Source organism: Kitasatospora sp. NPDC005748 (assembly GCF_040630735.1).
Lineage (GTDB): Bacteria > Actinomycetota > Actinomycetes > Streptomycetales > Streptomycetaceae > Kitasatospora.
This window is the reverse complement of the sequence record NZ_JBEXYD010000081.1, coordinates 1-21,768: the sequence shown is the minus strand read 5'-3', so window position 1 is coordinate 21,768 and position 21,768 is coordinate 1. Positions and strand designations below refer to the sequence as shown.

The following is a 21,768-nucleotide window of genomic DNA, read 5'->3' as shown; positions in this document are numbered from 1 at the left end:
ATCACGACCCCGATACGTTCCCTAGTCCCGGCCGTCCGACTTCAACGGCTTGCCCTCCAGGGACGTGGTCGTGAGCGAGACGCGGAGCTCGGTGGTGACGTCGGTGGTGCTGGCCACCGCGCAGATCATCTCCAGCAGCAGGAAGCCCCCGCGGTGCTTTCCGTGCACCATGTGGCCGGTGCCGGCGATGCCGCCGACCCCATCGAGCAACCAGTCGTAGATGCCCTGCGCGTCGCCGTCTTGCCACCCTTCGAATGCCGCCGCCTCGATGCCCAGAGCCAGCCTCTCGGCCAGGTACTCGGGGTCATAGACGCTCTCGAAGTGGATCGTCAGACGCGCGAACTCGTGTTCCGCGCGGAACGCCCAGAGCGCCCACAGCCCGTCGACGCCGTTCGCCCGGGGCGTGGCCTTGAGGAGCCAGTCGTATCGCTCCATGGAGGGCGCGTGGAGATCCAGCCATCGGTCGCGTTCGCGCGGCAGAACCATCCACGGGCCCGGGACCTCTTCGAAGGCCGGCCAGGCCACCTCGGGGCAGTCCCAACGCCCGGTCCAGGCGCGGACCCTCTCCCGGTTGGCGATGAACTTCGCGCGTGCGCCATCCGCTTCCCGCCGCTTCCGCCTGCCCAGGACCATGGGCACCAGCCTTCCCAGATCGCTCCCGGCGCCTCACCTCTGTGCTCATGCGCGACTCAAGCCCGGCGGGTGGGCGCTCGACCAGCGTATCGGCACACGGTGTCGTTCGAAAGCCATTGCCACGCAACGGCGTTGGGACATCTTTGCCGCTCCTCGGGTCTCTACGATCAAGGACCGGGCACCGGTGGACACCATCGCGGGCGACAAGGTGTTGGCACCCGGGACCCCGATGGCCAACCGGGTCCGGTTCCGGCCTGATCGACTGGGCCGGCCTCTTGCACTGACGGACAGTCAACACGGCGTTGCGGTAACGGTGTCGTCCCCGGATTGCTAAGGTCCCACGCACGGGGGAATCATTCGCCGACGCGGGGGCGTCGGCGTCGACGAAGGGGGGCCCTTCATGCCCAAGACCGCCAAGAGCGAGCAGGAAGCGAACGAGCTGCTCACCGCGTACTGTCTGGAGATCGACTTCAGCAAGCAGTGGATCGCCGCCGAGAAGTGGGCGACCAGCATCCGGATCGCGATGAATCCCGCCGAGGGGATCGAAAGCGCCAAGAGCACCATCGACTCGGACAAGCGGGACGTGCAGGACGCCGCGGCGCGCACGCAGCGCCAGACAGCGCTCACGCCACACCTGGGCGCGCTTCGAGCCGCGATCCAGGCCGACAACACCGTCAGCCTCGACACCGAGGGGAAGTTGCTCGCGGCCTGCACGGCGCAGTATGTGGGCGGGGGCGGTGTCGACCTCGGCTATCCGACGGGGCTCACGGCCAGCCAGTACGCCGTCCAGCAAGGCCGGTGGAACCACCTGGCCACCCTGGGGGCCGGGGCCCCGTTCATCGGGGGCTTCCACGCCCTGCCGCCGCAGGACAAGGCCGCGGCGGGCAAGGCCAACGTGGGGGCCACGCTGGCGACCCGGAAGTGGCAGGGCAACCTTTTCGTCACCATCGGCGGCGTGACGTTCAACCTGCACCTGGACGTCAAGATGTAGCTGGTGCTTGCTGGACACGACCGTCCCCGTACGTCCCGGCCGGTGCGCCCGCCGGGCACAACTGCTGGTTTCCCGAATTCCGTCGGTGAAGTCATCTAGGCGCGCGTCAGCGGCGAGTCTCGGCTGCTCGCGGGCGGCCGGGACGGTCATTCTCCGGCGACACGGGATGTGACCGAGCGGTTCACTTGGCGACTTGAGCGGCGACCGGTCGTCACCTGTGCGGCCTGCTGGGGCGGTGGCTGGCCGTCCGCCGGCGACCCCAGGCGGGCGACCGCCTGTCGGGCGGTCTCGCGCTGGTCCACGCGGGGCGCCGGCTGCGGGGTTCGGCCAGGTCGCGGCCGGTGAGCGATCGGTGCCGTGGCCCCCCAACCGTTGTGACCTCGTCGTACTCGTGCGCGCCAGCTGCGGCAGGCAGGCCTCGTCGCTTGTACGCGACGGCCAGGAAGGGACCGCCGATCACTGCGAAGGGGTCGTCGGAGCCGTCGCGGTCGGGGGGAAACCGGCTCATGCCGAGGACCCTGGGCACGTACAGGCGGGCGGCTACTCCCGCGGCAGCGTGGGCAGGTACCGGGGGGCCGTGCGGACCCGCGCCTCCTGCTCGAAGGCGTACGCGTAGCCGAGCAGCCGGGCGTCGCTGAAGCGCGTTCCGAGGAAGGAGACCCCGAGCGGCAGCCCCTGGTCGGTGTAGCCGGCCGGCACACTGATCTGGGGGTAGCCGGCCACCACCGAGTCGTCGGTCGAGCTGGTGAACGGGCTCGGGGCGTCGGGCTGGAAGTCGACCGGCGTGGCCGGGAGTGTGGTGGGCGTGACGTTCGCCGGCGTGCCCCTCGCGCCGGACGCCGATCCGCTTGCCCCGCAGCGCCTCCCGGTCCAGCACCGTGCGGTAGTCGGCCGGGAGCGTGCCCTCGGCGGGTGCGGTGTCCGGGTCCGCGGGATCCTCCCCCTGGATCGCCCACAGGGTCAGCGCGGCGTCGGTGACGTTGCGGGCGATGGGCCCGGCGGTGTCCTGCCGGCTGGTGATCGGCACGATGCCGCTGCGGCTCACCAGCACCAGCGTGGGACGCACGCCCACCGTCGACGTGGGGGCCGCCGCGTCCACGATCGAGCCGCCCGTGTCGGTGCCGATCGTCACCGCCGCCAGACTCGTCGCGGCGGCCGCCCCCGGCCCGCTGGACGAGCCGCTCGCACTGCGGTCGAGCATGTACGGATTACGGGTCTGTCCGCCTACCGCGCTCCAGCCCGCGATGGCCATCGGGGAGCGGAAGTTGGCCCACTCCGTCATGTTCGCCTTGCCCAGGACGACGGCCCCGGCCTCGCGCAGCCGCCGGACCAGCTCCGCGTCCTTGGCGGGCTTCGCCGCGGACAGCGCCGTCGACCCGGCCGTGGTCGGCTGCCGGTCGGCGGTGTCCATGTTCTCCTTGAGCAGCACCGGGATGCCTTCCAGCGGTCCGCGCGACCCGTGGACCTGCCGTGCGCGGTCGCTCGCACGCGCGATGGCAGCCGCGTCGGGTTGAACCGTGACCACGGCCCCTAGGCGCGGGTTCAGGTCGCGGATCCGGTCGAGGTAGAGCCCGGTCAGCTGTTCGGCGGTCAGCCGGTGGCGCTCCATCGCCTGCTGCAGGTCGGGGATCGTCATCCGGTCCAGGTCCGTGGCCCGGACGGCGGCCGGACGCCCGGCGGGTTCGGCCCCGGCCCGGGCGACGGTGGGGGCGATCAGGCAGATCGAGGTGGCGGCCACCGCGGCGCCTCGTGCCACGGCCTGACGGACGGTCCCATGGTGTGTTCCTCCCGGTAGCGTGGCGCGCGGGCGCGGCGACCGGCGGCGTACCGCCGCCGGAGCTGCGCGGCTACGCACCGCACAGTTCTCTTCTCCCGAGAACACTAGGAACCGGCCCTCAGGGCTGACATCCGGTCACCACCCGGCCTTCGGCGGGGGCGTCTCCCACCGGGCTGCGGGGGGTTACCCCACCGGCCCCGCCGGGTGCGGGCGTTCCGGGGACTCCGCGCGCGGTGCCGGGCGCGGTGACCACCTTTCGCGCGACGACCGCCGGAGTGGTCGGCCCCGCCTGCGAACGCTGAGGCCCACCGGCTTGCGCGCGGGCTGGCGTGACGGGTCGCTCAGGTGTCCGCGACGTGATCGGGCCCGGGCTGCGGCGCGGGAACCGACCTGTCGACCCCTCCCCCGCGGAGCAGTGCTCAGGACTTGTGGACCATCCGGTTCGAGAACCGCCGCCTGGCCGAGCGCGAGAGGCAGGACGCTTGAGCGACGGTAGGAGCCACCAGCCGGGCTGTGGCTGGGACGCGAAAACCCGGTGAACGTCGCCGGCCGTCCCGGGATACTGGCCGCCATGGATGAGGTCGAGGTCGTGGTCGCGCATTCCGAGCGAGTGACTCTGCGTGTCGGCGATGTGTTCCTGAAGGTGGACGCCGACCAGGCGCGCATCGACGCCGAGGTCGAGGCGATGGCCCTGGCGCCGGTTCCGACTCCGGAGGTCCTGTGGTGCAAGCCGCCCGTGCTCGCGATCACCGCGCTCCCGGGGACGACTCTCGGGCGCCTCGGCGGGCCGTCGACCGGGTCGCCGGCGGCGTGGGCCGCAGCGGGCGCCGCGATCCGGAAGCTGCACGACGCGCCGCTGCCACCACGGCCGGGCCGGGCCGGGCGGAGCATCGTCGCGCTGACGGCGGAACTCGACCACGAGTGCGAGTTGCTGGTGACCAACGGTCTCCTGCCCGCCGACCTGGTCACCCGTAACCGCCACGTCGCAGAGGCCGCACTCCGGCCGTGGGCTCCGGCGTTCACGCACGGCGACCTGCAGATCGCCCACGTCTTCGTCGACGGCGACCGGGTCACGGGCATCATCGACTGGTCCGAGGCAGGCCGGGGTGATGCCCTGTACGACCTCGCCACCTTCACGCTCGGACACGAGGAGCACCTCGACGACGTCATCGCCGGCTACGGCACCGACGTCGACCTGGAGGTGATCCGGGCCTGGTCGTCGTTGCGAAGCCTGCTGGCGGTTCGCTGGCTCGTCGAGCACGGTTTCGACCCGTTCGCCCCGGGCTGTGAAGTCGACGTGCTGAGATCCCGGATGTGAGACTTCGCGGGCCGCCTCGCCGCAACGACCCGCGCTCGCACGTCATCCCGTCCACAGGTCTTGGCCAGTGCTCGCCCGCCAGGAGGGGTGACGCCATCGGTGTCGCTGGGGGTCAGCAGGCGCATGCCGCAGCGGCAGGCGCCGGCTCGGTGGTCCGCTGCTGGTGGAGCAGGCGTCGCCGGTCGGGGTCGCGCTCCTGCCGAGCTCGTTGGCGTCGGCCTTGACGACGCGGTCAGTGGCCCTGATGCCGTGTCGTGGCCGAGGGAGACCCGCACGGGTCAGAGCCATCCGTTGCGGCGGAAGGCGCGGTAGAGGAGACCGGAGGCCAGCGCCATGAGGGCGAGGGCGAGTGGATAGCCGTAACTCCAGCGAAGTTCGGGCATGTGCTCGAAGTTCATCCCGTAGACACCGGCGACCATGGTAGGGATCGCGAAGATCGCCGCCCAGGCCGAGATCCGGCGCATGTCGTCGTTCTGCCAGGTACCCACCCGCGCCTGCTGCGCGTTCAGGACCGAGTTCAGCAGCTCGTCCAACGACTGGACCTCGGTGTCGGTGCGATTGAGGTGGTCCGCCACGTCACGGAAGTAGGGGAGCACCTTGGGCGGAAAGCCCTTCTCCGCCTGGCCCGGCCCGCTCAAAAGCCCCTCCAGGACGGGGACGAGGGGCTGCACCGCGTCACGGAACTCCCGCACCTCCCGCTTGAGGGAGTAGATCTGCTCGGTGTGGTCGACGCGGGAGGTGGAGAACACGCAGTCCTCCAGCTTGGTGAGCGCGGCCCGCACCTTGTCCGCGGCGTCGCTGTAGGCGTCCACGACCACGTCGAGGACGGCGTGCAGCACGGACAACGGCCCTATGCGCAGCATGCCCGGGTCGGCTTCCAGCCTGCGGGCGGCTCCAACGGTCGGGTCGGCCGCACCGTGCCGCACGGTGAGTACGTACCGGGGGCCGACAAAGACCATCAGCTCCCCGGTCTCCACCGCCGCCTCCGCATCGACGTACCAGAGCGTCTTGAGCGCGACGGCCAGCACGCCCCCGAAACGCTCCGTCTTGGGGCGCTGCCGCGCCTGGACCGCATCCTCGACCGCCAAGGGGTGCAGGCCCAGCTCCTCAGCCAGCTGCATCAGCTCGGCCTCGGTCGGATCCACCAGACGTACCCAGGCGAACTCGCCTTCACCCAGGCCGCGTAGCCGCTTCAGCATGAGCTGGCAGGCTTGGTCCTCCAGGCCGCACTCCACGCCCTCCGACCGGCCCGAGCGTTCCTCGTACATCACACATTCCATCCCACCCACCTGCCTCCACACGCCGATTTCATGCGCCACCGCCCTTGGGGAGACTCTTCCGCGGACGCTGGTGCACGTCCCGCTCGGTTCGTCCACTGCCTCCACCCTCATTCGGTTCTCGGACCTGACCGGCAAGCACGTCGAGAACGACGGCGACCTGGTGCGCGTCGTGGTGCGTCAGCACCCCGACCTGGAGGGCGGGCCGGTCGAGATCCAGGCGCTGGCGGAAGAGCTGGCCACGGTGGAGGAGCTGGCGCTCGACCTGGTGACGATCGAGCTGCACTTCCCGGACGCCGATGAGCCGGAGACGGTCGTCCTGGAGGCCGAAGCGTTCAACCGGCTTGCCTCGGCCGCTCCGATGGCCGACGTGCTGCGCGGCGCCAAGCGGGTGGCCCGGACCGTCCCGAGCCAGGCCACGGTGCCGGCGGCCCCCAAGGAGCGGGTCAACCACGCCAGCCTGGCGCACGCCGGCAGGCCGCACAAGGGCCACACCACCGACGCCGCGAAGCGGCTCGTCCAGCAGCACCTGGACGAGGTCAACGCGCGGCTGGCCGCCGAGGGCACCCGGACGATCGACCTGGGCAACGCCGAACACGTGGCGCCGTACAACCTTGAGGCGCTGGCCCACGAGCGCGGCACCACGCTCGGCTGCCAGTGAGCAACCCGCCAGGGCCGGCCCGGCGCGGCGCCACCGGTTCGTCCGAGGGTCCCGGGTCGGCATCCGGTCCTGGTCGACGCCGTGGTGACCGGGCTCGGGTACCTCCCGAGCGCCGCCGCCCTCGGCCTCACCGAGCCCCAGCTCGGCCTGCGCATCGAGGGCGCCGGCTTCGCCGGCCTGCTGCGCCAGGCCGTCCTCGACCGCTACCGTCACACGGCCAGCCGGTAGCGCGTCGTCCGGTGGCGGGACGGCCGTGCCCGAGCCGGAGACGCCCCGGACCGGCAGTTCTGCGTGAGCGGGGCCGGTCGGGCCCACTGTGGGGCCTGCCGGTGGGCGGCGGACCGGGTCGGCGCACACCGTGCGCCACGAGGCCGGCCATTTCTTCCAACGCCGCCTCTACAGCAGGCAGTTCTTTTCAGTCAACGCATGCGATCCCCCACTCTCCCGACCGGGCGAGCTCCCCCGGCTGCTCCTGGACCGAGGGCTTCGCCGACTCCGTGGCGGCCGCTCTCGCCGCCTTCAGCAGCCTCCTCGTGGCCACGGTCGGCATCGTCATCTGGAAGGCCACCGGCGGTGCACGCGCCGACCGCCGGGGCCTGCCGTGACCTGCGGCATCGGCGCCTTGCCCCGGCAAGGGCGGGGGCTTGATCTCCGTGATCCCGGGCAGACGGCGGTGGTGCTGAGAATTCTGTCCGTGGTCCTGATGATGTGCGTCGCCATCCTCGCCGTCCTCGCCGCCGGCCTCTGGTCGCCCTGGTGGTGGGCGGCGGCCGGCCCCTTGCTGGCCGTCGCGCTGCTGGGCGTCTGGGACCTGGTCCAACGCCGCCATTCGGTGCTGCGCAACTACCCGGTCCTGGGCCACCTGCGGTTCCTCATGGAAAGCATCCGTCCCGAACTCCAGCAGTACTTCGTGGAGCGCAACTTCGACGGGCGGCCCTTCGACCGGGACACCCGCTCCATCGTGTACGAGCGGGCCAAGGGCACCGACGCCGAGGAGCCGTTCGGCACCGAGCTCGACCTCTACGCGGCGGGCCGGGAGTTCCTGGTCCCGTCGATGGCCCCGTGTCCCGTCCCCAAGGACGCGCCGCGGGTGCGGATCGGCGGCCCGGACTGCACCCAGCCCTACGACATGGCGCTGCTCAACGTCTCCGCGATGTCCTTCGGTTCGCTGTCGGCCAACGCCGTGCTCGCTCTCAACGCCGGTGCCGCCCTCGGCGGATTCGCGCACGACACCGGTGAGGGCGGCCTCTCCGAGTACCACCTCCGCCCCGGCGGCGACCTGGTGTGGGAGATCGGCACGGGCTACTTCGGCTGCCGCACCGAGGACGGGGACTTCGACCCGGACCAGTTCGCCGAGAAGGCGGCGCACCCGCACGTCAAGTGCGTGTCGCTGAAGCTCAGCCAGGGGGCCAAGCCCGGTATCGGCGGTGTGCTGCCCGGCGCCAAGGTCAATGCGGAGATCGCCGAGGTCCGCGGCGTTCCACAGGGCCGGACCGTCAACTCGCCGCCCTACCACCGGGTCTTCAGCACTCCACGCGAGCTGGTGCGCTTCGTTGTGCGGATGCGCGAGCTGTCCGGTGGCAAGCCCACCGGCTTCAAGCTCTGCGTCGGCTCGCGCCGCCAGTTCCTCGCCGTCTGCAAGGCGATGCTGGAGGAAGGCACCACCCCGGACTTCATCATCGTGGACGGCGCGGAGGGCGGCACCGGCGCCGCACCACTGGAGTTCGCCGACAACATCGGCCTCCCGCTCACCGACGGCCTGATGATCGTCCAGAACGCCCTGGTGGGCACCGGCCTGCGCGAGCGGATCAGGATCGGCGCCAGCGGCAAGGTCGCCACCGGCAGCGACCTGGTGAGGCGGCTCGCGCTCGGCGCCGACTTCACCAACGCCGCCCGGGCGATGATGTTCGCCGTCGGCTGCATCCAGGCCCAGCGCTGCCACACCAACACCTGCCCGGTGGGCGTGGCCACCCAGGACCCGCGGCGTGCCCGGGCACTGGATGTCGGCGACAAGTCGCAGCGCGTGATGCGGTTCCAGGAGGCGACCGTCAAGAGCGCCCTTCAGATCATGGCCTCGATGGGCGTGACGGACCCGGCCGAGCTGGGCCCGCACATGCTGCAGCTGCGGGTGGACACCCACACCATGAGCTCCTACGCCGACATCCACTCCTGGCTGGCCCCCAGCGAACTGCTCCAGGACCCGCCCGCGGCCTGGGCCGCGGACTGGCACGCCGCCGATCCCGACCGCTTCACCGTCTGACCGCCCGCTCCCACCCTGCGCCCATCAGGGCGCTCCCACCCTCCGGAGGACCACCCCCATGGCACGCACCGTCGCCCGTGTGATCATCGACGCCCTGCAGGACCTCGGTGTGCGACACGTGTTCGGCGTCGTCGGCGACGCGCTGAACCCGCTGACCGACGCCATCCGCAGCACCGAGGGCGTGGAGTGGGTCGGCTGCCGCCACGAGGAGGCCGCCGCGTTCGCCGCCGGTGCCCAGTCGCAGCTGTCCGGCACGCTGGGCGTCTGCATGGGCACCGTCGGGCCCGGCGCCGTCCACCTGCTGAACGGCCTGTACGACGCGGCGAAGAGCCGCACCCCGGTGCTGGCCATCGCCGGTCAGGTGCCCCTCACCGAGGTCGGCAACGACTACTTCCAGGAGGTCGACAACGACCTGCTCTTCCGCGACGTCGCGGTCTTCCGGGCCACGGTCACCTCGCCCGACCAGATGCCCCGGCTGCTGGAGTCCGCGGTGCGCGCCGCGATCAGCGACAGCGGCGTGGCCGTGCTGACCGTGCCCGGCGACCTCGGCGACCAGGAGATCAGCGACGACCGTCCGGCCCGCTTCCCGCGCACCCGCCCGGTCACCCGCCCGGACGAACCGGGCATTCTGGAGGCCGCCGAGCTGATCAACGCCGCCGACAAGGTCACCCTGCTGGTCGGCAGGGGTGCCCGACAAGCCCGTGAGGAGGTGCTGACCCTCGCCGAGCGGACCGCCGCGCCCATGGTCCTCACCCTGAAGGCGAAGGAGGGCTTCGAAGCGGACAACGACTACCAGGTCGGCCAGACCGGCCTGATCGGCAACCCCGCCGCCGCCCGGGCGCTGGACGGCTGCGACCTGCTGGTGATGCTCGGCACCGACTTCCCCTACCGGGACTGGTACCCGACCGACTGCAAGGTCGTCCAGATCGACGTCCAGGAGCGCAACCTCGGGCGCCGCATCCCACTCGACGCCGGTCTGGCCGGCGACGTCGGGGCGACCCTGCGCGCGCTCCTGCCCCACCTGAACGAGGGAGCGGAACGGGACCGCGAGCACCTGGAGTCCGCGCGCAAGGAGTTCACCCACTGGCAGGCCGGCCAGGCCAAGCTGGCCGACCCGTCCCACGACAAGCGCCTCACGGGCCGGCTGCGCCGGGCCCTCGACAACCCGGGCCACGACATCCGCCCCGAGGCCCTGGCCGCCGCGGTGAACGAACTGGCGGACCAGGACGCCGTCTTCACCTCCGACACCGGCATGGCGACGGTCTGGCTCTCCCGCTTCGTCACCATGCACGGCGAGCGGCGCCTGCTGGGCTCCTACAATCTCGGCTCGATGGCCAACGCCATGCCGCAGGCCCTCGGTGCCCAGCTCTGGGCGCCCGAGCGGCAGGTCATCGCGTTCTGCGGCGACGGCGGCCTGAGCATGCTGCTCGGCGACCTGATGACGATCAAGACGCACCGGCTGCCGGTCAAGCTGGTCGTCTTCGACAACCGGCGCCTCGGCATGGTCAAGCTCGAACAGGAACAGGCCGGCCTGGTCGAGTTCGGCACCGAGCTCGACAACCCCGACTTCGCCGCCGTGGCCAACGCCCTGGGCCTGACCGGCATCCGCGTCACCGACCCCGCCACCCTCCACGACAGCGTCCGGCGCGCCCTCAGCACCCCGGGCCCGGTCCTGCTCGACGTCCTCACCAACCCGCAGGAGCTGGCCGTTCCCGGCAAGCCCACCGCGCAACAGAGCTGGGGCTTCGCCATCGCCAAGCTCAAGGAGACCCTGCAGAGCAAGGAGAGCTGACGCCCCGGCACGGTGTCCCCGGAGCCGACCCGACAGAAGCGCGACCCGGAGCACCCGGGCACCACCGCGCAACGGTCGCTGAAATTCCAAACCGGTGCAAAACACCTGCGCTCCCCGTGCATGAACCCGCCGAACCGGGTCAGACGAAGACCAAGTCCGCTGCTACGAAAGGTGATTCCGTGGAGAACATCATGTGGGAATACCAGGAGAACTCCGGCTACCAGACCGGCACGGACCTGACCGGCTACAAGGTCGAGGCCACCGACGGCCACATCGGCAAGGTCGACAAGCACTCCGAGGACGTGGACGCCCGCTACATCGTGGTGGACACCGGCCCGTGGATCTTCGGCAAGCACGTGCTGCTCCCCGCCGGCACCGTCACCTCGATCGACACCGCCAACGAGACCATCCACGTCAGCCGCACCAAGGAAGAGATCAAGAACTCCCCCGAGTTCGACAAGGACAAGCACCCCGGCGACGCCGACTACCACCAGCAGGTCGGCAACTACTACAACGGCAACCGGTCGAACTACTGACCATTAATGGACTCCTCCAGCTGCGCCATGGTGGTGACGAAAGCGGCCTCGAGGTCGACGCCGTACAGCTCGGCGATCACGACGACGGACCACAGGCAGTCCGCGAGCTCGTGCCCGAGGTCGCGCCCTGCGGGCACCGGGCGGATCCCGTCGGCGGCCTGGGCAAGCTTCGCCAGGTCTCCGACATCTCCCGTGAAGCCGAGGACGAAGTCCTGTCGGGTCCACGTGCGGCCGCGCTGCGCCGCGTTCAGCCGGTCGTACAGGTCGTGGATGCTCATCGCCCGGCGGGCGATCTCGCTGAGTTCCACCGGTCAGCCTCCGATCAGGCGCGGGTCGTGCTCCATGTACGGCGGTACCGGGCCGAAGGACGTGCCGATCTCGGGCGTCACTTCGCTGCCCGCGACCGAGATCTTCTGCCCCAGAGCGTAGTTGCGGAAGTCCGGCTGCCGCCTCAGCGCGCCCGATCGATCCGGCCGGCCGTGGCGATGCGGGCCGCAGACCGCGGACGCGGTCACCGGCCGGCCCGGACCAGGTTGAGGATCTCCGCGGTGGGCCGCACGTCGCCGGAGGACCGGTAGAGGGTCCGCGGGGCGGCGTTGTGGATCTCGTTGCTGCCGGCGGCCGTGCCGTCGGCAGCAACGATCACCCGCAGGCCCAGGGTGAAGGCGTCTCGCGCCGGCCCGGCCACGCACACGTCGGTGACGACCCCGCACACCACCACGCTGTCGATCCCGCGCGCGGCCAGCAGTCCGGGCAGCGGGCACAGGCCGGGGAAGAAGGCGCTGGCCGCCTCCTTCTCCACAAGCAGGTCGCCGCCCCCGTCGACGGTGAACTGCGGCCACCGACGTCCGACGAGCGGGCCGCTTCCGCCGGAGGTACGGAACACTTCCGCGACCTCGGGCCCATAGAACTCCTGGCGGGCAGAGGTCGGCTTACCGTCGCCCGGCAGTACCCAGGACACCACACCGCCGGCCCGGCGCAAGGCAACGGCCAGCGCCTCCTCCTGGTGGGACTGGGACGTTGTCAGCTGGAACGCCGGTCGGCTGCGGCTGGGCGCCGGCCACGACCTGACGTACCACCATGGCCTGGAGCTGGTCTTCAGCGACCCGGTCTTCGTCATGTGTCCCGCTTCGTTCCACGATCCGACGTTCCGCGAGCCGACAGCCACAGAGGCCCGCACCGTGTCTCGTCAGGTCGGTGCAACGCCTGAGGTGTTGGTCGCCTTCGAGGCCGATGCGGAAGGCGCTGAACCTGCCTCCGGCTTGATCGCGGCCGGGCAGCTCGACATCGTCCAAGGAACCGTCTTCCGGTACTGGCGCGAAAATCTGGAGACTAGGGAACGTCTTACCCCTTGGGTGCGTCCGCCGGCAGCATGACCGCGGACTCGTAGCCGAGTGGTGCTTCTGGCCAGCTATCTGGCCAGAAGCACCGGCGATAAAGCGGGCTTCGGCTGCTATCGAGTGGAGCTTGGAACCGCTCGAATGGATCGTGTGAGGGCTCTACGAACCGCGGTGACCTCGTCTTCCAGCTCGACTGTGCGGCGTTCGAGCCTGCCGGCTCGCGCGGTCTGCTCGGCAAGTTCGGAGAGCAGGAGTGCGTTGTGGCTCTCCAGGTCCCGGATGCGGCGGAGAAGTTCGGTTCGCTGGACGTCGTCGATGTTCCTTTGACGCGGCCTCCACCGCATCCCGTTCCTGCGGTGACAGACCAGCCAGGCGCTCGTCCATCTCGACCAAGACCTTTGCGTATGCCTCCAGTTGGTGCTCGAAGTTCGCCAGTACCCAGTTCGCGGCGCCCATGGCCGTCACTGCTTCCAGGTCTGCTCGCAGATCGGCGATGGTCTGCTCCAGTGCCGGACGGTAGGAGGGGTCGGGCTCGTAGAAGTCGCAGCCGGCGCACTGGAAGCGGATGTGGCACTGCCCGCCGCCGGCCTTGACGTTGCTGGGCTCGGTGCATCCTCCGTTCGGCACCGCCACGGATCGCAGCTCGTACGCGAGCGGGTCGTTGGAGCCTCTCGGATTCCCGTGACGATCGGCCGCGAGGACCGCCACCGTTTCGACGGCCTTGCGACGCCGCTCCTGGGAGACGGTGTAGTACCCCATGGTGACGTCGAGTGAGCGATGGTCCATGAGCTTGCACAGCACGTCAATGGCGGTTCCGGCATCGGCATGCCGCTGTGCGTAGGCGTGTCGAAGACCGTAGGCGACGATCTCGGAGCGGCAGTAGGGGACCTGGTCGCCGTTGTCGTCGAGGCGGTTGTCGAGGAGTTCGGGGACCGCGTCGACCCAAACGCGGAAGACCTTGGCGGAGAAAGTAGTGAGCGGTCAGGTACCTGACGCGGGATCTGCGGGTGGCTCCGGGTGTGGGGAAGAGCCACTCTTCGCAGCCCGGCATCTCCGGGCTGTCTCGGTGCTTCTGCCACTGCTGGATGTGCCGGGCGGTCTCCGGGCTGATCGGAAGGCGCCGGCCGTAGCGTCTGCGCTTTCGGTTGTCGTAGATCAGGGACGGCTTGCCGTCGATCCACCGCAGGCAGTCGCGCTTGAGCGAGGTGGCCTCCTCGGGACGGCGCCCGGTGTCGCGGATGATCCGGTAGATCTCCTGGTACATGGCCGCGAAGTCGCCGGCCTGCCAGCCGGCGTGCTTGTAGGTGGAGTCCGCGCTCATCAGGGGCAGGTACCGGTCGAGCTGGGCGATGACGTGCTCCGGGATCGCGCGGCCGCTCTCGTCCTCGGTCGTGTCGACGGCCTCGATGCCGTGCAGTTCGGCGCTGAGCGCGAAGACCCCCGGGATTTCGTCCATCAGGCCTGCCAGGCGTGCGTACTGGAGGAGCAGGCGCCACCAGCCCAGCATCGCCTTGCGCTGGGCATGGGAGTAGGCACTGCCGTCCTTCGGATTGCGGGCGCTCTCGATGGCCTCGACGATAACGGTCATGTCGGCCAGGGCGAGTGTCTGCGGTTTCTCGCCGGCGGGCCTGGACGCCAACGCGTTCGAGGTGAGGGCCGTGACGTTGGCTGTGCGCCTCAGCTCAGCCACGGTGGGCCGCACGGCTCGCCCGTATTCCTTGACGATCTCGCGCAGCCACCGTTGCCGGATCGGCCGGAAGTCCAGCTGTCCGCTGGCTGCGGGATAGCGGCGGTTTGGTGCGGACAGCAGCCCCACCAGCGCGCAGTCCCAGACGTCTCCGAGCGTCGGATCGACGCCGTCGTACTGCACACGGGCCCGGCGGAATCTGACCAGCATGTCGTTGACCAGGCTGTGTGTGCTCTCGGGGAGGTGCGTGATCGACAACGGCTTGCCGAGGTCCAGCAGCTGAGCGGCCCGGTTGCAGGCTGTCGCCCACGTTGGGCTGCCGTGCGGCGGGCAGGGAGGGCGTGTGGGTCGCATCGAAGTCGGCCAGGTGGCCGAGGGGTGCGCTGACGGCCCGACATGCTTCGCAGTAGGACGCCGGCGATTCGACCAGCGCGTCGCAGGCCGCCACGCGGCAGGCGAAGGCCCGGGTCCGAGGGTTGTCCAGATCCGCTGTGAACAGCAGGCTGCCGGGATCCCACTGACCTGTCCGCCACTGCGGGTCAAGCCGGTCGGCGAGCCAGTCTGCCCAGTCGGTCCGTGCGACCTGGCGCGTGGGCAGCTCGGCGTAGTCGTGCGCGACGGTCATCGGTTTCCTCCGGCGGCCACCAGGTCGACCGCTGCACGCAGATCGTCGTCGCTGGCGTGGAGGTAGGCAGCCGTGCTGGCTGCGGAGACGTGACCGAGCAGAGTCTGGACCACGTCAGGGTCGATGCCCGCGCGGATCCAGGCGGTTGCCGCCGTGTGCCGCATCATGTGTGGCCGGGCCCGGAAGCCGCAACGATTGCCGATCCGCTCGATGATCTGCTTGGCATTCGAATACGACATGGGCAGACCGGCATGGCGTGAGGCCAGATTCACGAACACGAAGTCGCATCCCGCTGCCTGCTGGACTCCGTCGAGCTCGACGAGGTGGTCCCGGTAGGCGTTCACCAGCCGCCTTTCGACGGGAACGTGCCGGTGCCTCCCGGATTTGGCGCGTGCACCGTTGCTGTTGTACTGGCCAGGGCGTCGTCCAGGACGGGCTGTGCCGGGCGGGCGCCGGCACGTGGACCAGCCTCTACGACGACAAGGTCTTCGCCGACGCCAAGGCCCTCGACATCGACATCGACATCGACATCGACCACATGGTGCCGCTCGCCGCCGCGTGGCGCTCCGGGGCCGATGGCTGGACCACCGCCAAGCGCCGGGCCTTCGCCAACGACCTGGAGCACAGCCAGTTGATTGCCGTGTCCGCCGCATCCAACCGGTCCAAGGGCGACAAGACCCTGGACGCCTGGCGCCCGCCGGCCACCGCCTACTGGTGCACCTACAACCGTGCCTGGACCGACACCAAGCACGTCCACGGCCTGTCCGTCACCGAGCCGGAGAAGGCCGCGCTGAACCAGATGCTCGACACCTGCGGGTAGCGGTCACCGCTACTCCCCCTGGCCACCGGCCCACCGAGTCGCTGCGCTGGTCACCGCCGACAGCGGGTGGCGAGGGAAACCCCAGGTCCACATCCGCCACTGGAGTGGGACCAGCTCGATGCAGTTCGGAAGTCGGCAGACCGCACGGCGCTGGGGTGGTGCCGAGCCGCCGATGGCTCGACACCACCACCGCACAAATCCGCTCGGGCGGCCTCGCGCCGAACGGCCCCGGCAAATTCTCAGGCGTCAGCCTTCCGCCCAGTACAGGGTGGGAACGAGCGTCGGGTTGCTCTGATAGAGCAGCTCCATCACTGCGTCGTAGTCGAATTCCCCCTGCTTGAAGTTGTTGATGATCTGAGTCGCATCCTTGGCGTACTTGGCGTCCTCCGGCACGAACTCAGTGCGCCACCACTCCTCGTCCAGGATGAGTGGCAGGTAGTTCTCCTTGCGGACCGGGTCGGTGAGCGCCTCGATCACGTCCGATCCTGCTCGGTAGTTCTTCTCGGGGAGCAGCCAGAAGACCTGCTTCTGCGACTCCTTGTGTCGGATGAGTGACTTGTAGTCCTCGTCGAACTCGAGGTACTTGGCCGGCTGGGACCGCGCTTCGAGCATCTCCTCCCTGTTGGCCGGAAACAGCCAGCTCCTCTTCCCGCCGAAGAAGAAGATGGCGCCCTCCAGAATCTCGGAAGGAACGCTCTTGTACTGCTTCGAAAGGAAGGTAGCACTGAGAAAGACGTGACGCCGGATATCCGTTTCGTTCATGACCGCTCTCCACTTGTTTGGCTGCACTGCCGCGGCACAGACGTGCCCAGGGCGCCAGCAGAGAAACATCCGCCCCCCATTCATCGCCTGCACGAGTGATCCTCGGGCATTTGTCGGAGACAGGCTTACGCCGTCTGCTAAGAAACGGTCGTCGAAGAAACGGCTCGCCCCCGAGGAGCTGGTCGTCGTCCACCACGGCCAGGTCACGCAGGGGTACACGTACCGTCCGAGAATGGTCGCGTGGTCGTCCAGAGGGACATCGAACGTGAGACGTGTCGGCTGTGCTGCCGCGACGCGGCACACCCGCTGCCCCCGGCTCAACGGTCCGGGCGCGCGGCTCGCCGCGCCGGGGCCTGTATGCGCCGACTGGACCACCGGGCGGCGGATCTGGGCCGACACGCCGACAGGGAAGGACTTCTCTCACCCGCCCCCCGCCGGCCACTACGCCTGCACCTACCTCACCGACTGGACCGCCGAGAAGACCCGCTGGTCTCTCACCGCCGACCCCCGCGAGAAGACCGCCCTGACCCGCCTCGCCGCCACCTGACCCGACGAAACCATCACCGTCGAACTCGCCCGCTGACCACACTGCCTCCTGCGCTCCCTGCCCTCCACCCCGGTCCCGGCCCGAGGCGGCCGGGAACACGCGGCGGCCCCGCCGCCCGCTCGGGGGTTCGGGCCGCAAGGCCGACCGCTTCCAGCGTGCGGTCGGCCCCGCTCACCCGCACCCCCGGCTGCGCCAGGCGGCGACCGCCCGGTGCGACCCGCAGCAACGCCCCCAGCCTGGGATGGCACCGGGGCCGACCATTCGAGCCGGGCCCGTCAGGGACCGTCACCCGCCCAGTCCCAGCGCCGCGGGTCCGTCCCACCCGGTTCGTAGTGGGCGCGCCCTCCGGGCCCGTACGAGCCGATCTCCGTGAGCAGCGCGGCACCGTCGGCAAGTTGCTCGGCGTCCCAGCCGGTGACGTCCAGGAGAAGGCCGTCGAGCGGGCCGGCGACAGTGTGAACGGTCACGTAATTCGGCTCTGTCGCAGATCTTGTGATGCTAGGTCGTCCGCAACTCCCGCAGCCATCGATCTCCTTGACGACCTCCCGGAACGCCGTGCCATGCTGGCTGACCATGGGCGACCATGATCGCAATTGCAGCAAGCGGAATAGAGACACGATGCGAATCCCATGGCGCCGACGGCAGGCCGGGCGATCACAACGGCTCCTCGAACTTGCGGGTGTGAAGCCAGGATCGGTGGATGACAGCGACGACCTGGACGCCTGCCGGCAGGTCGCCTTCCGGGTAGCCCAGCGGGACTGCGGCGCGACCGCTGAGGTTCTGGTGGTCGTCGAGGAACTGCTGAAGGAGGAGGCTGAGTACGAGTTCGTTGTCACGCTCCTGGAAAACCTCCAGAACCTCGTCTCCCACGGCCTCGACACGTTCCGGTCTCCCCACGAGATACGCCTGCTGCTTGGACCCCGAAGCGCGATCTGCTGGGAGACCGTGACCGGCTTCTGGGCTGCGGTGGCCGCCTGGAAGGTTGGCACCGGTGCGCCGCTTGAGTCTGCCGCCACGCTCCTCGGCGTCCAGAACGAAAGCCTGCGAATGCTCCTGTGGACGGCGAACAGAACCCTCCCCACTGGCGAGAAGCTCGGGATCGCTGACGCTGTGCGCTACGAGAAGGCCGTCGGGTCGCCCATCCCCGGGTTCAGCCACATCGCGGTCGCGCTGCGCATCACCGGACAAGGCAGCCCCTGACCCGCCAAAAGGGGAGGCGGCACCGGGCCTCAACACCGGCTGCAGGGCCCTGATGCCGCACACGCTGCGGGCTGACCCGCCTCGCCGCCACCTGCCCGCGTAGCCGGACCGGGTGCACCGCAGGACTGAGCTTTGCCCCGTGACGTGGACACCCTGACACTTGGATCTTGTAGATCCATGAAGGGAAGTCCAGATGGAACGTCCGTCGAAGTACTCGGACGAGTTCCGTCGTGATGCCGTCGCCTTGTACCGGGCCTCGGAGGGCCGGCGCCTCACCCCGTTCGAAACCCGAGCCAGACTGCAGCACGCGCAGCAGCAGAAGCCCGCCGTCGGCGAAACCGTGTGGGAAGGCCCGGACGGTGCGGTGGCTCATGCGCCCTGTACCTCCATCCGACGCCCAGCGGCGCGCCAGGCGTTGTTCGCACTGCTGAACCAGCCGCAGGCCGACCTACGCTTCTCCCGCCCGGCGCGGGGGTCGGCCGGTCCGGCTCCTGCGCCGGGTTGGTTGGCCCCGCTCCCATGGGGCCGGGGCCGCACAGGGCAGGATGGGCGGGTGAAAACACCTGGGGACGAGTCGCTTCGCCCTACCGGTCCGGAGACCAGGGAAAGGTGGACGGCCGAAGCCGCCGTGGTCTGGGCGTCCTTCGCGGTTGGGGGCGCTCCGCTGGAGGGGCCGGAGCTGACCGAGGCCTGGGCCGTCGGGTTGGCGCTCAACCCGGCCACCCCCGACGATGTCCTGGTCGGCCTGCTGGGCCGGTCGGCCGCCCTGCCCTGGCAGCGGCTGCCCGCGGCAGTAGTCGACGCCGCCGTGGCCCACCGGGACTGGAAGGTGCGGGCGAGCGTCGCCGAGCACCGCTGGGACCTCTCACCCGCCCAGTGGACACGGCTGATCCTCGATGAGCCGGACGACCGGCGCCGGTGGCTGCTGACCTGGATCGCGGCGGACCGCCACGCCGAACTGCCCGGCAACACCCACCGGCGGCTCGCCGCCGACCCGTCTGCCAGGGTCCGCGCGGAGGCGGCCCGCCTTCCCGCAGTGGCCGGCGCGGTGGTGGCCGCCCTGGCTACCGACCCCGAACCGTCCGTACGTGCTGCGGCCTGCCAGCACGGCTGGCCGCAGCTGGACGATACGGCACGACGCGAGCTCCTCGCCGATCCCGCCCGCCGGGTCAGGGCGGAGGTGCTGCTGAACCTGCACCGGGACCAGCCGATGCCCCGGTCGGTGTTCGAGTCCGAGGGCTTCGAGGATCGGGCGGTCGAGTCCTGCCGCCTGGAGCGCGAACTCGCCGAGGAGCTGGCCCGCGACGGCGATCAGGACCGCCGCCGCGCTCTGGCTCGGAACCCGGGCCTGGATCGGGACCTGATCGCCGCTCTCGCCGTCGACCAGGACGAGCGCGTCCGTCTGGAGGTCTCCGTTCGTGCCGACCTCACCGAGGAGCAGCGCGCGCGGGTGCGGATCGACCTGGCTCCGGGTATCCACCGGCGCAGCCTCGACTGGGTTACGGAGCTGCACGGTGACCCGGATGCGATGCGTCGCCTGGCGGCTTCCACCCACCCGTTGGTCCGCCGGAGCGTGGCACGGGCCCGGCACCTCCCGCCGGACGTCGTCGCGCTGCTGGCCCGGGACGAGGACCGCGTTGTACACCTCTTCCTGGCCGAGTCCTGCGAGGACGCGCCCGCCGAGCTGCTGCTGGGAGTGTGGCTGTGGTGGAGCGGGAGTCTGAGCACGCCCGACCGGCCGTACAGCCACCCGAACTTCCCCCGCACTGGCCTGCTGCGGTATGCCGACGACGCGAACCCGCGGCTGCGCCGGCTCGCCCTCGACGACCCGGAGTCGACGGCCGACCTGGTCGAGCGGTTCGGTCGGGACGTCGCTGAGGAGGTACGGCACCGGGCCGCGACCGATCCTCGGCTCTCGGCGGTATCGGCGGTCAGGTTGCTCGATGACCCGGCGGCGAGTGTCCAGGCCGTCGCCGCCCGGCATCCCCGGGTCCCCGCCGCCGTGCTGGCCGGTCTGCTGCGTGAACCCGCCACCGCACAGTCGGCGGCACAGAACCCGGCTCTGCCAGTGGAGGTGCTGCGGGCGCTTGGCCGGCTGGTCGAGCGGTCCGGCCGGGGCAATGGGCCGGGGCACTGAACGGGCTCGCCCCCTCAGTGCCCCGGCCTCAGGGGCGTACGGCGAGGGGACGAGGAGCCCGGGGCCGGACCTAGGTTCGCGCTCAGCTTGACTCTGTCGGGGATCTTGGTGTTCGCCTGCGGGTGATCATGGTGGTGCGTCAGTCTCGCGGTGCACGCTGACCGCGAGATTTCCGAGGAGTGCGAGATGTCGGTCCGTCCCCGTCCGGGTACCGAGGTCCCGGTGTTGACGGCGAGGATGGCGCGGGCCAGCAACCCCGGTGGGACGACGGCGATGTGGGTGCGTGACCGTCTCGACGGCCTGTGGCGGGACGAGGACTTCGCCGACTGGTACCCGCGCGACGGCAGGCCCGGGCTCTCGCCAGCCCAGTTGGCCACGGTGAGCGTCCTGCAGTTCCTGCTGGGCCTGTCCGACCGCGATGCCGCCGAGGCCGTGCGCTGCCGTATCGACTTCAAGTACGCGCTCGGCCTCGAACTCGACGACCCTGGCTTCCACCACAGCGTGCTGACCGACTTCCGCAACCGCCTGCTCCAGGACGGCCGGGCGGACCGCCTCCTCGACCTCGCCCTGGCCCGACTGAAGGAGGCCGGACTGGTCCGCGAGCGCACCACCCAGCGCACCGACTCCACCCAAGTCCTGGCCACCGTCCGCGACCTGACCCGCCTCGAGCTGGTCACCGAGGCCGTGCACGCGGCCCTGGAGGAACTGGCCCGCACCGCCGGCCGCGCGCTTGACGGCCTGGTCGGCGAGGACTGGGGCTGCCGCTACGGCAGACCGGTGCGCCTAGGCAAGAACCCCACCCGGCCCAAGACCCGCATCAACACCACCGGCGAAGACGCCCGCAGCCTGCTCGAACACCTCGGGCGCAACCACCCGTCCCTGCTTGGCAGGCCCCAAGTCCAGGTCCTGCGGCAGATCCTGGTGCAGAACTACTACTGGGACCCCGCCGGGCGCCTGCGCTGGCGCGACGAGAACGACGGCACTGGTGCTGCTCACACCGGCCGCACTCGTGGACATCACCCGGCGGGGCCGGTGGGAGATGGCCGCACTCACGCTCGCCGTCGCGCTCCCCGCGATCGCGGCCGACCGGTACACGGCGCAGTACCTGCCGCTGCCCATGCTGGGCCTGCTGCCGATCTGGCTCGGCACCGTGACGGCACCAGCCCTGCTGGGCCGACTGGCCGGCCGACGGAGGGACCCGCTCCGAGCCGCGGGCGTCGGGCTCGGGACACTGCCCTGGCTGATGCCCATGACGGCCGTGGCCGCCTTCGACCCGCCCGCACGTCCGCGCCCGCTGCTCGAATACGCCGGAGCCTGTGTGGCCCCGCTCGGCGTGGCCCTGGCGGTGGCCGGAGCGCTCCAGCTCGCCCGGCGGGTCCGGGCGAGCGACCCGTCCGACCCGGCC

General features: G+C 70.5%; 23 protein-coding genes and 2 pseudogenes. 13 read left to right on the top strand and 12 right to left on the bottom strand.

Annotated elements, in window-relative coordinates; genetic code table 11:
* Positions 1 to 21: 21 nt before the first annotated feature.
* Entirely contained in the window at positions 22 to 639 is a 618-nt protein-coding gene (locus tag ABZ495_RS33640; RefSeq protein WP_359839634.1) for a hypothetical protein, read from the bottom strand.
* A 394-nt stretch (positions 640 to 1,033) separates the two neighbouring features.
* On the opposite strand from ABZ495_RS33640, the gene ABZ495_RS33635 reads away from it, so the two are divergent.
* Positions 1,034 to 1,624 (top strand): hypothetical protein, encoded by a 591-nt coding sequence (locus tag ABZ495_RS33635; RefSeq protein WP_359808698.1) that lies wholly within the window; start codon positions 1,034 to 1,036, stop codon positions 1,622 to 1,624.
* Positions 1,625 to 2,164: 540 nt separating this feature from the next.
* Here the strand turns inward: ABZ495_RS33635 and ABZ495_RS33630 are convergent.
* Both ABZ495_RS33630 and ABZ495_RS33625 read right to left on the bottom strand, forming a co-directional pair.
* On the bottom strand, positions 2,165 to 2,347 hold the full coding sequence (locus tag ABZ495_RS33630) for an amidase family protein (RefSeq protein WP_359808696.1): 183 nt from the start codon (positions 2,345 to 2,347) through the stop codon (positions 2,165 to 2,167).
* A 163-nt stretch (positions 2,348 to 2,510) separates the two neighbouring features.
* Positions 2,511 to 3,233 (bottom strand): annotated as a pseudogene (locus tag ABZ495_RS33625) (amidase family protein); the annotation flags it as partial.
* A 739-nt stretch (positions 3,234 to 3,972) separates the two neighbouring features.
* Here ABZ495_RS33625 and ABZ495_RS33620 point away from each other — a divergent pair.
* Positions 3,973 to 4,719 carry a phosphotransferase gene (locus ABZ495_RS33620; protein ID WP_359839649.1) on the top strand — a complete coding sequence of 249 codons (747 nt, stop codon included), beginning with the start codon at positions 3,973 to 3,975 and terminating at the stop codon, positions 4,717 to 4,719.
* Between the two features lie 278 nt (positions 4,720 to 4,997).
* Here ABZ495_RS33620 and ABZ495_RS33615 read toward each other — a convergent pair whose 3' ends face one another.
* The gene (locus ABZ495_RS33615) at positions 4,998 to 5,987 is read right to left on the bottom strand and encodes a magnesium and cobalt transport protein CorA (protein WP_359839632.1); all 990 of its coding nucleotides are present in this window, start codon (positions 5,985 to 5,987) and stop codon (positions 4,998 to 5,000) included.
* Between the two features lie 82 nt (positions 5,988 to 6,069).
* On the opposite strand from ABZ495_RS33615, the gene ABZ495_RS33610 reads away from it, so the two are divergent.
* The 5 genes from ABZ495_RS33610 to ABZ495_RS33590 all read left to right on the top strand — a co-directional run bounded on the left by ABZ495_RS33610 (position 6,070) and on the right by ABZ495_RS33590 (position 11,245).
* Positions 6,070 to 6,657 carry a hypothetical protein gene (locus tag ABZ495_RS33610; RefSeq protein WP_359839630.1) on the top strand — a complete coding sequence of 196 codons (588 nt, stop codon included), beginning with the start codon at positions 6,070 to 6,072 and terminating at the stop codon, positions 6,655 to 6,657.
* Between the two features lie 81 nt (positions 6,658 to 6,738).
* Positions 6,739 to 6,885 carry a hypothetical protein gene (locus ABZ495_RS33605; protein ID WP_359839629.1) on the top strand — a complete coding sequence of 49 codons (147 nt, stop codon included), beginning with the start codon at positions 6,739 to 6,741 and terminating at the stop codon, positions 6,883 to 6,885.
* Between the two features lie 448 nt (positions 6,886 to 7,333).
* A complete protein-coding gene (locus ABZ495_RS33600) occupies positions 7,334 to 8,917 on the top strand; it encodes an FMN-binding glutamate synthase family protein (RefSeq protein WP_359839627.1) in 1,584 nt (527 codons plus the stop codon).
* Positions 8,918 to 8,975: 58 nt separating this feature from the next.
* Complete coding sequence (locus ABZ495_RS33595; protein WP_359839625.1) at positions 8,976 to 10,709, top strand: thiamine pyrophosphate-dependent enzyme; 1,734 nt, start codon at positions 8,976 to 8,978, stop codon at positions 10,707 to 10,709.
* 179 nt (positions 10,710 to 10,888) lie between these two features.
* The gene (locus ABZ495_RS33590; RefSeq protein ID WP_359808686.1) at positions 10,889 to 11,245 is read left to right on the top strand and encodes a PRC-barrel domain-containing protein; all 357 of its coding nucleotides are present in this window, start codon (positions 10,889 to 10,891) and stop codon (positions 11,243 to 11,245) included.
* On the opposite strand, the gene ABZ495_RS33585 is transcribed toward ABZ495_RS33590, so the two are convergent.
* The 6 genes from ABZ495_RS33585 to ABZ495_RS33560 all read right to left on the bottom strand — a co-directional run bounded on the left by ABZ495_RS33585 (position 11,239) and on the right by ABZ495_RS33560 (position 15,241).
* Complete coding sequence (locus ABZ495_RS33585; RefSeq protein WP_359839623.1) at positions 11,239 to 11,553, bottom strand: nucleotide pyrophosphohydrolase; 315 nt, start codon at positions 11,551 to 11,553, stop codon at positions 11,239 to 11,241. The genes ABZ495_RS33590 and ABZ495_RS33585 overlap by 7 nt on opposite strands.
* Positions 11,554 to 11,556: 3 nt before the next feature.
* A complete protein-coding gene (locus ABZ495_RS33580; RefSeq protein ID WP_359839622.1) occupies positions 11,557 to 11,760 on the bottom strand; it encodes a hypothetical protein in 204 nt (67 codons plus the stop codon).
* Positions 11,757 to 12,365, bottom strand: coding sequence for an isochorismatase family protein (locus ABZ495_RS33575; protein ID WP_359839620.1), 609 nt, complete (start codon positions 12,363 to 12,365; stop codon positions 11,757 to 11,759). The genes ABZ495_RS33580 and ABZ495_RS33575 overlap by 4 nt, the downstream gene beginning before the upstream one ends.
* A 379-nt stretch (positions 12,366 to 12,744) precedes the next feature.
* Positions 12,745 to 13,386, bottom strand: coding sequence for a hypothetical protein (locus ABZ495_RS33570; protein WP_359839618.1), 642 nt, complete (start codon positions 13,384 to 13,386; stop codon positions 12,745 to 12,747).
* Between the two features lies 1 nt (position 13,387).
* Complete coding sequence (locus tag ABZ495_RS33565) at positions 13,388 to 14,530, bottom strand: hypothetical protein (protein WP_359839617.1); 1,143 nt, start codon at positions 14,528 to 14,530, stop codon at positions 13,388 to 13,390.
* A gap of 363 nt (positions 14,531 to 14,893) precedes the next feature.
* Positions 14,894 to 15,241, bottom strand: a complete 348-nt coding sequence (locus ABZ495_RS33560; RefSeq protein ID WP_359839615.1) for a tyrosine-type recombinase/integrase — start codon at positions 15,239 to 15,241, stop codon at positions 14,894 to 14,896.
* Positions 15,242 to 15,288: 47 nt separating this feature from the next.
* On the opposite strand from ABZ495_RS33560, the gene ABZ495_RS33555 reads away from it, so the two are divergent.
* Positions 15,289 to 15,717 (top strand): DUF1524 domain-containing protein, encoded by a 429-nt coding sequence (locus ABZ495_RS33555; RefSeq protein WP_359839613.1) that lies wholly within the window; start codon positions 15,289 to 15,291, stop codon positions 15,715 to 15,717.
* A 246-nt stretch (positions 15,718 to 15,963) separates the two neighbouring features.
* On the opposite strand, the gene ABZ495_RS33550 is transcribed toward ABZ495_RS33555, so the two are convergent.
* Complete coding sequence (locus ABZ495_RS33550; RefSeq protein ID WP_359839611.1) at positions 15,964 to 16,479, bottom strand: hypothetical protein; 516 nt, start codon at positions 16,477 to 16,479, stop codon at positions 15,964 to 15,966.
* Between the two features lie 265 nt (positions 16,480 to 16,744).
* On the opposite strand from ABZ495_RS33550, the gene ABZ495_RS33545 reads away from it, so the two are divergent.
* Positions 16,745 to 17,026 carry a hypothetical protein gene (locus tag ABZ495_RS33545; RefSeq protein WP_359839610.1) on the top strand — a complete coding sequence of 94 codons (282 nt, stop codon included), beginning with the start codon at positions 16,745 to 16,747 and terminating at the stop codon, positions 17,024 to 17,026.
* Positions 17,027 to 17,301: 275 nt separating this feature from the next.
* On the opposite strand, the gene ABZ495_RS33540 is transcribed toward ABZ495_RS33545, so the two are convergent.
* Positions 17,302 to 17,493, bottom strand: a complete 192-nt coding sequence (locus tag ABZ495_RS33540) for a hypothetical protein (RefSeq protein WP_359839653.1) — start codon at positions 17,491 to 17,493, stop codon at positions 17,302 to 17,304.
* Positions 17,494 to 17,722: 229 nt separating this feature from the next.
* Between ABZ495_RS33540 and ABZ495_RS33535 the strand changes: the two genes are divergently transcribed.
* The 4 genes and pseudogenes from ABZ495_RS33535 to ABZ495_RS33520 all read left to right on the top strand — a co-directional run.
* Positions 17,723 to 18,226, top strand: a complete 504-nt coding sequence (locus tag ABZ495_RS33535; protein WP_359839608.1) for a hypothetical protein — start codon at positions 17,723 to 17,725, stop codon at positions 18,224 to 18,226.
* Positions 18,227 to 18,854: 628 nt separating this feature from the next.
* Entirely contained in the window at positions 18,855 to 20,363 is a 1,509-nt protein-coding gene (locus ABZ495_RS33530) for a PE-PGRS family protein (protein ID WP_359839606.1), read from the top strand.
* Positions 20,364 to 20,549: 186 nt separating this feature from the next.
* Positions 20,550 to 20,861, top strand: a pseudogene (locus ABZ495_RS33525) (transposase); the annotation flags it as partial.
* A 487-nt stretch (positions 20,862 to 21,348) separates the two neighbouring features.
* On the top strand, positions 21,349 to 21,768 hold a 420-nt coding region (locus tag ABZ495_RS33520; protein WP_359839651.1), incomplete at its 3' end, for a hypothetical protein.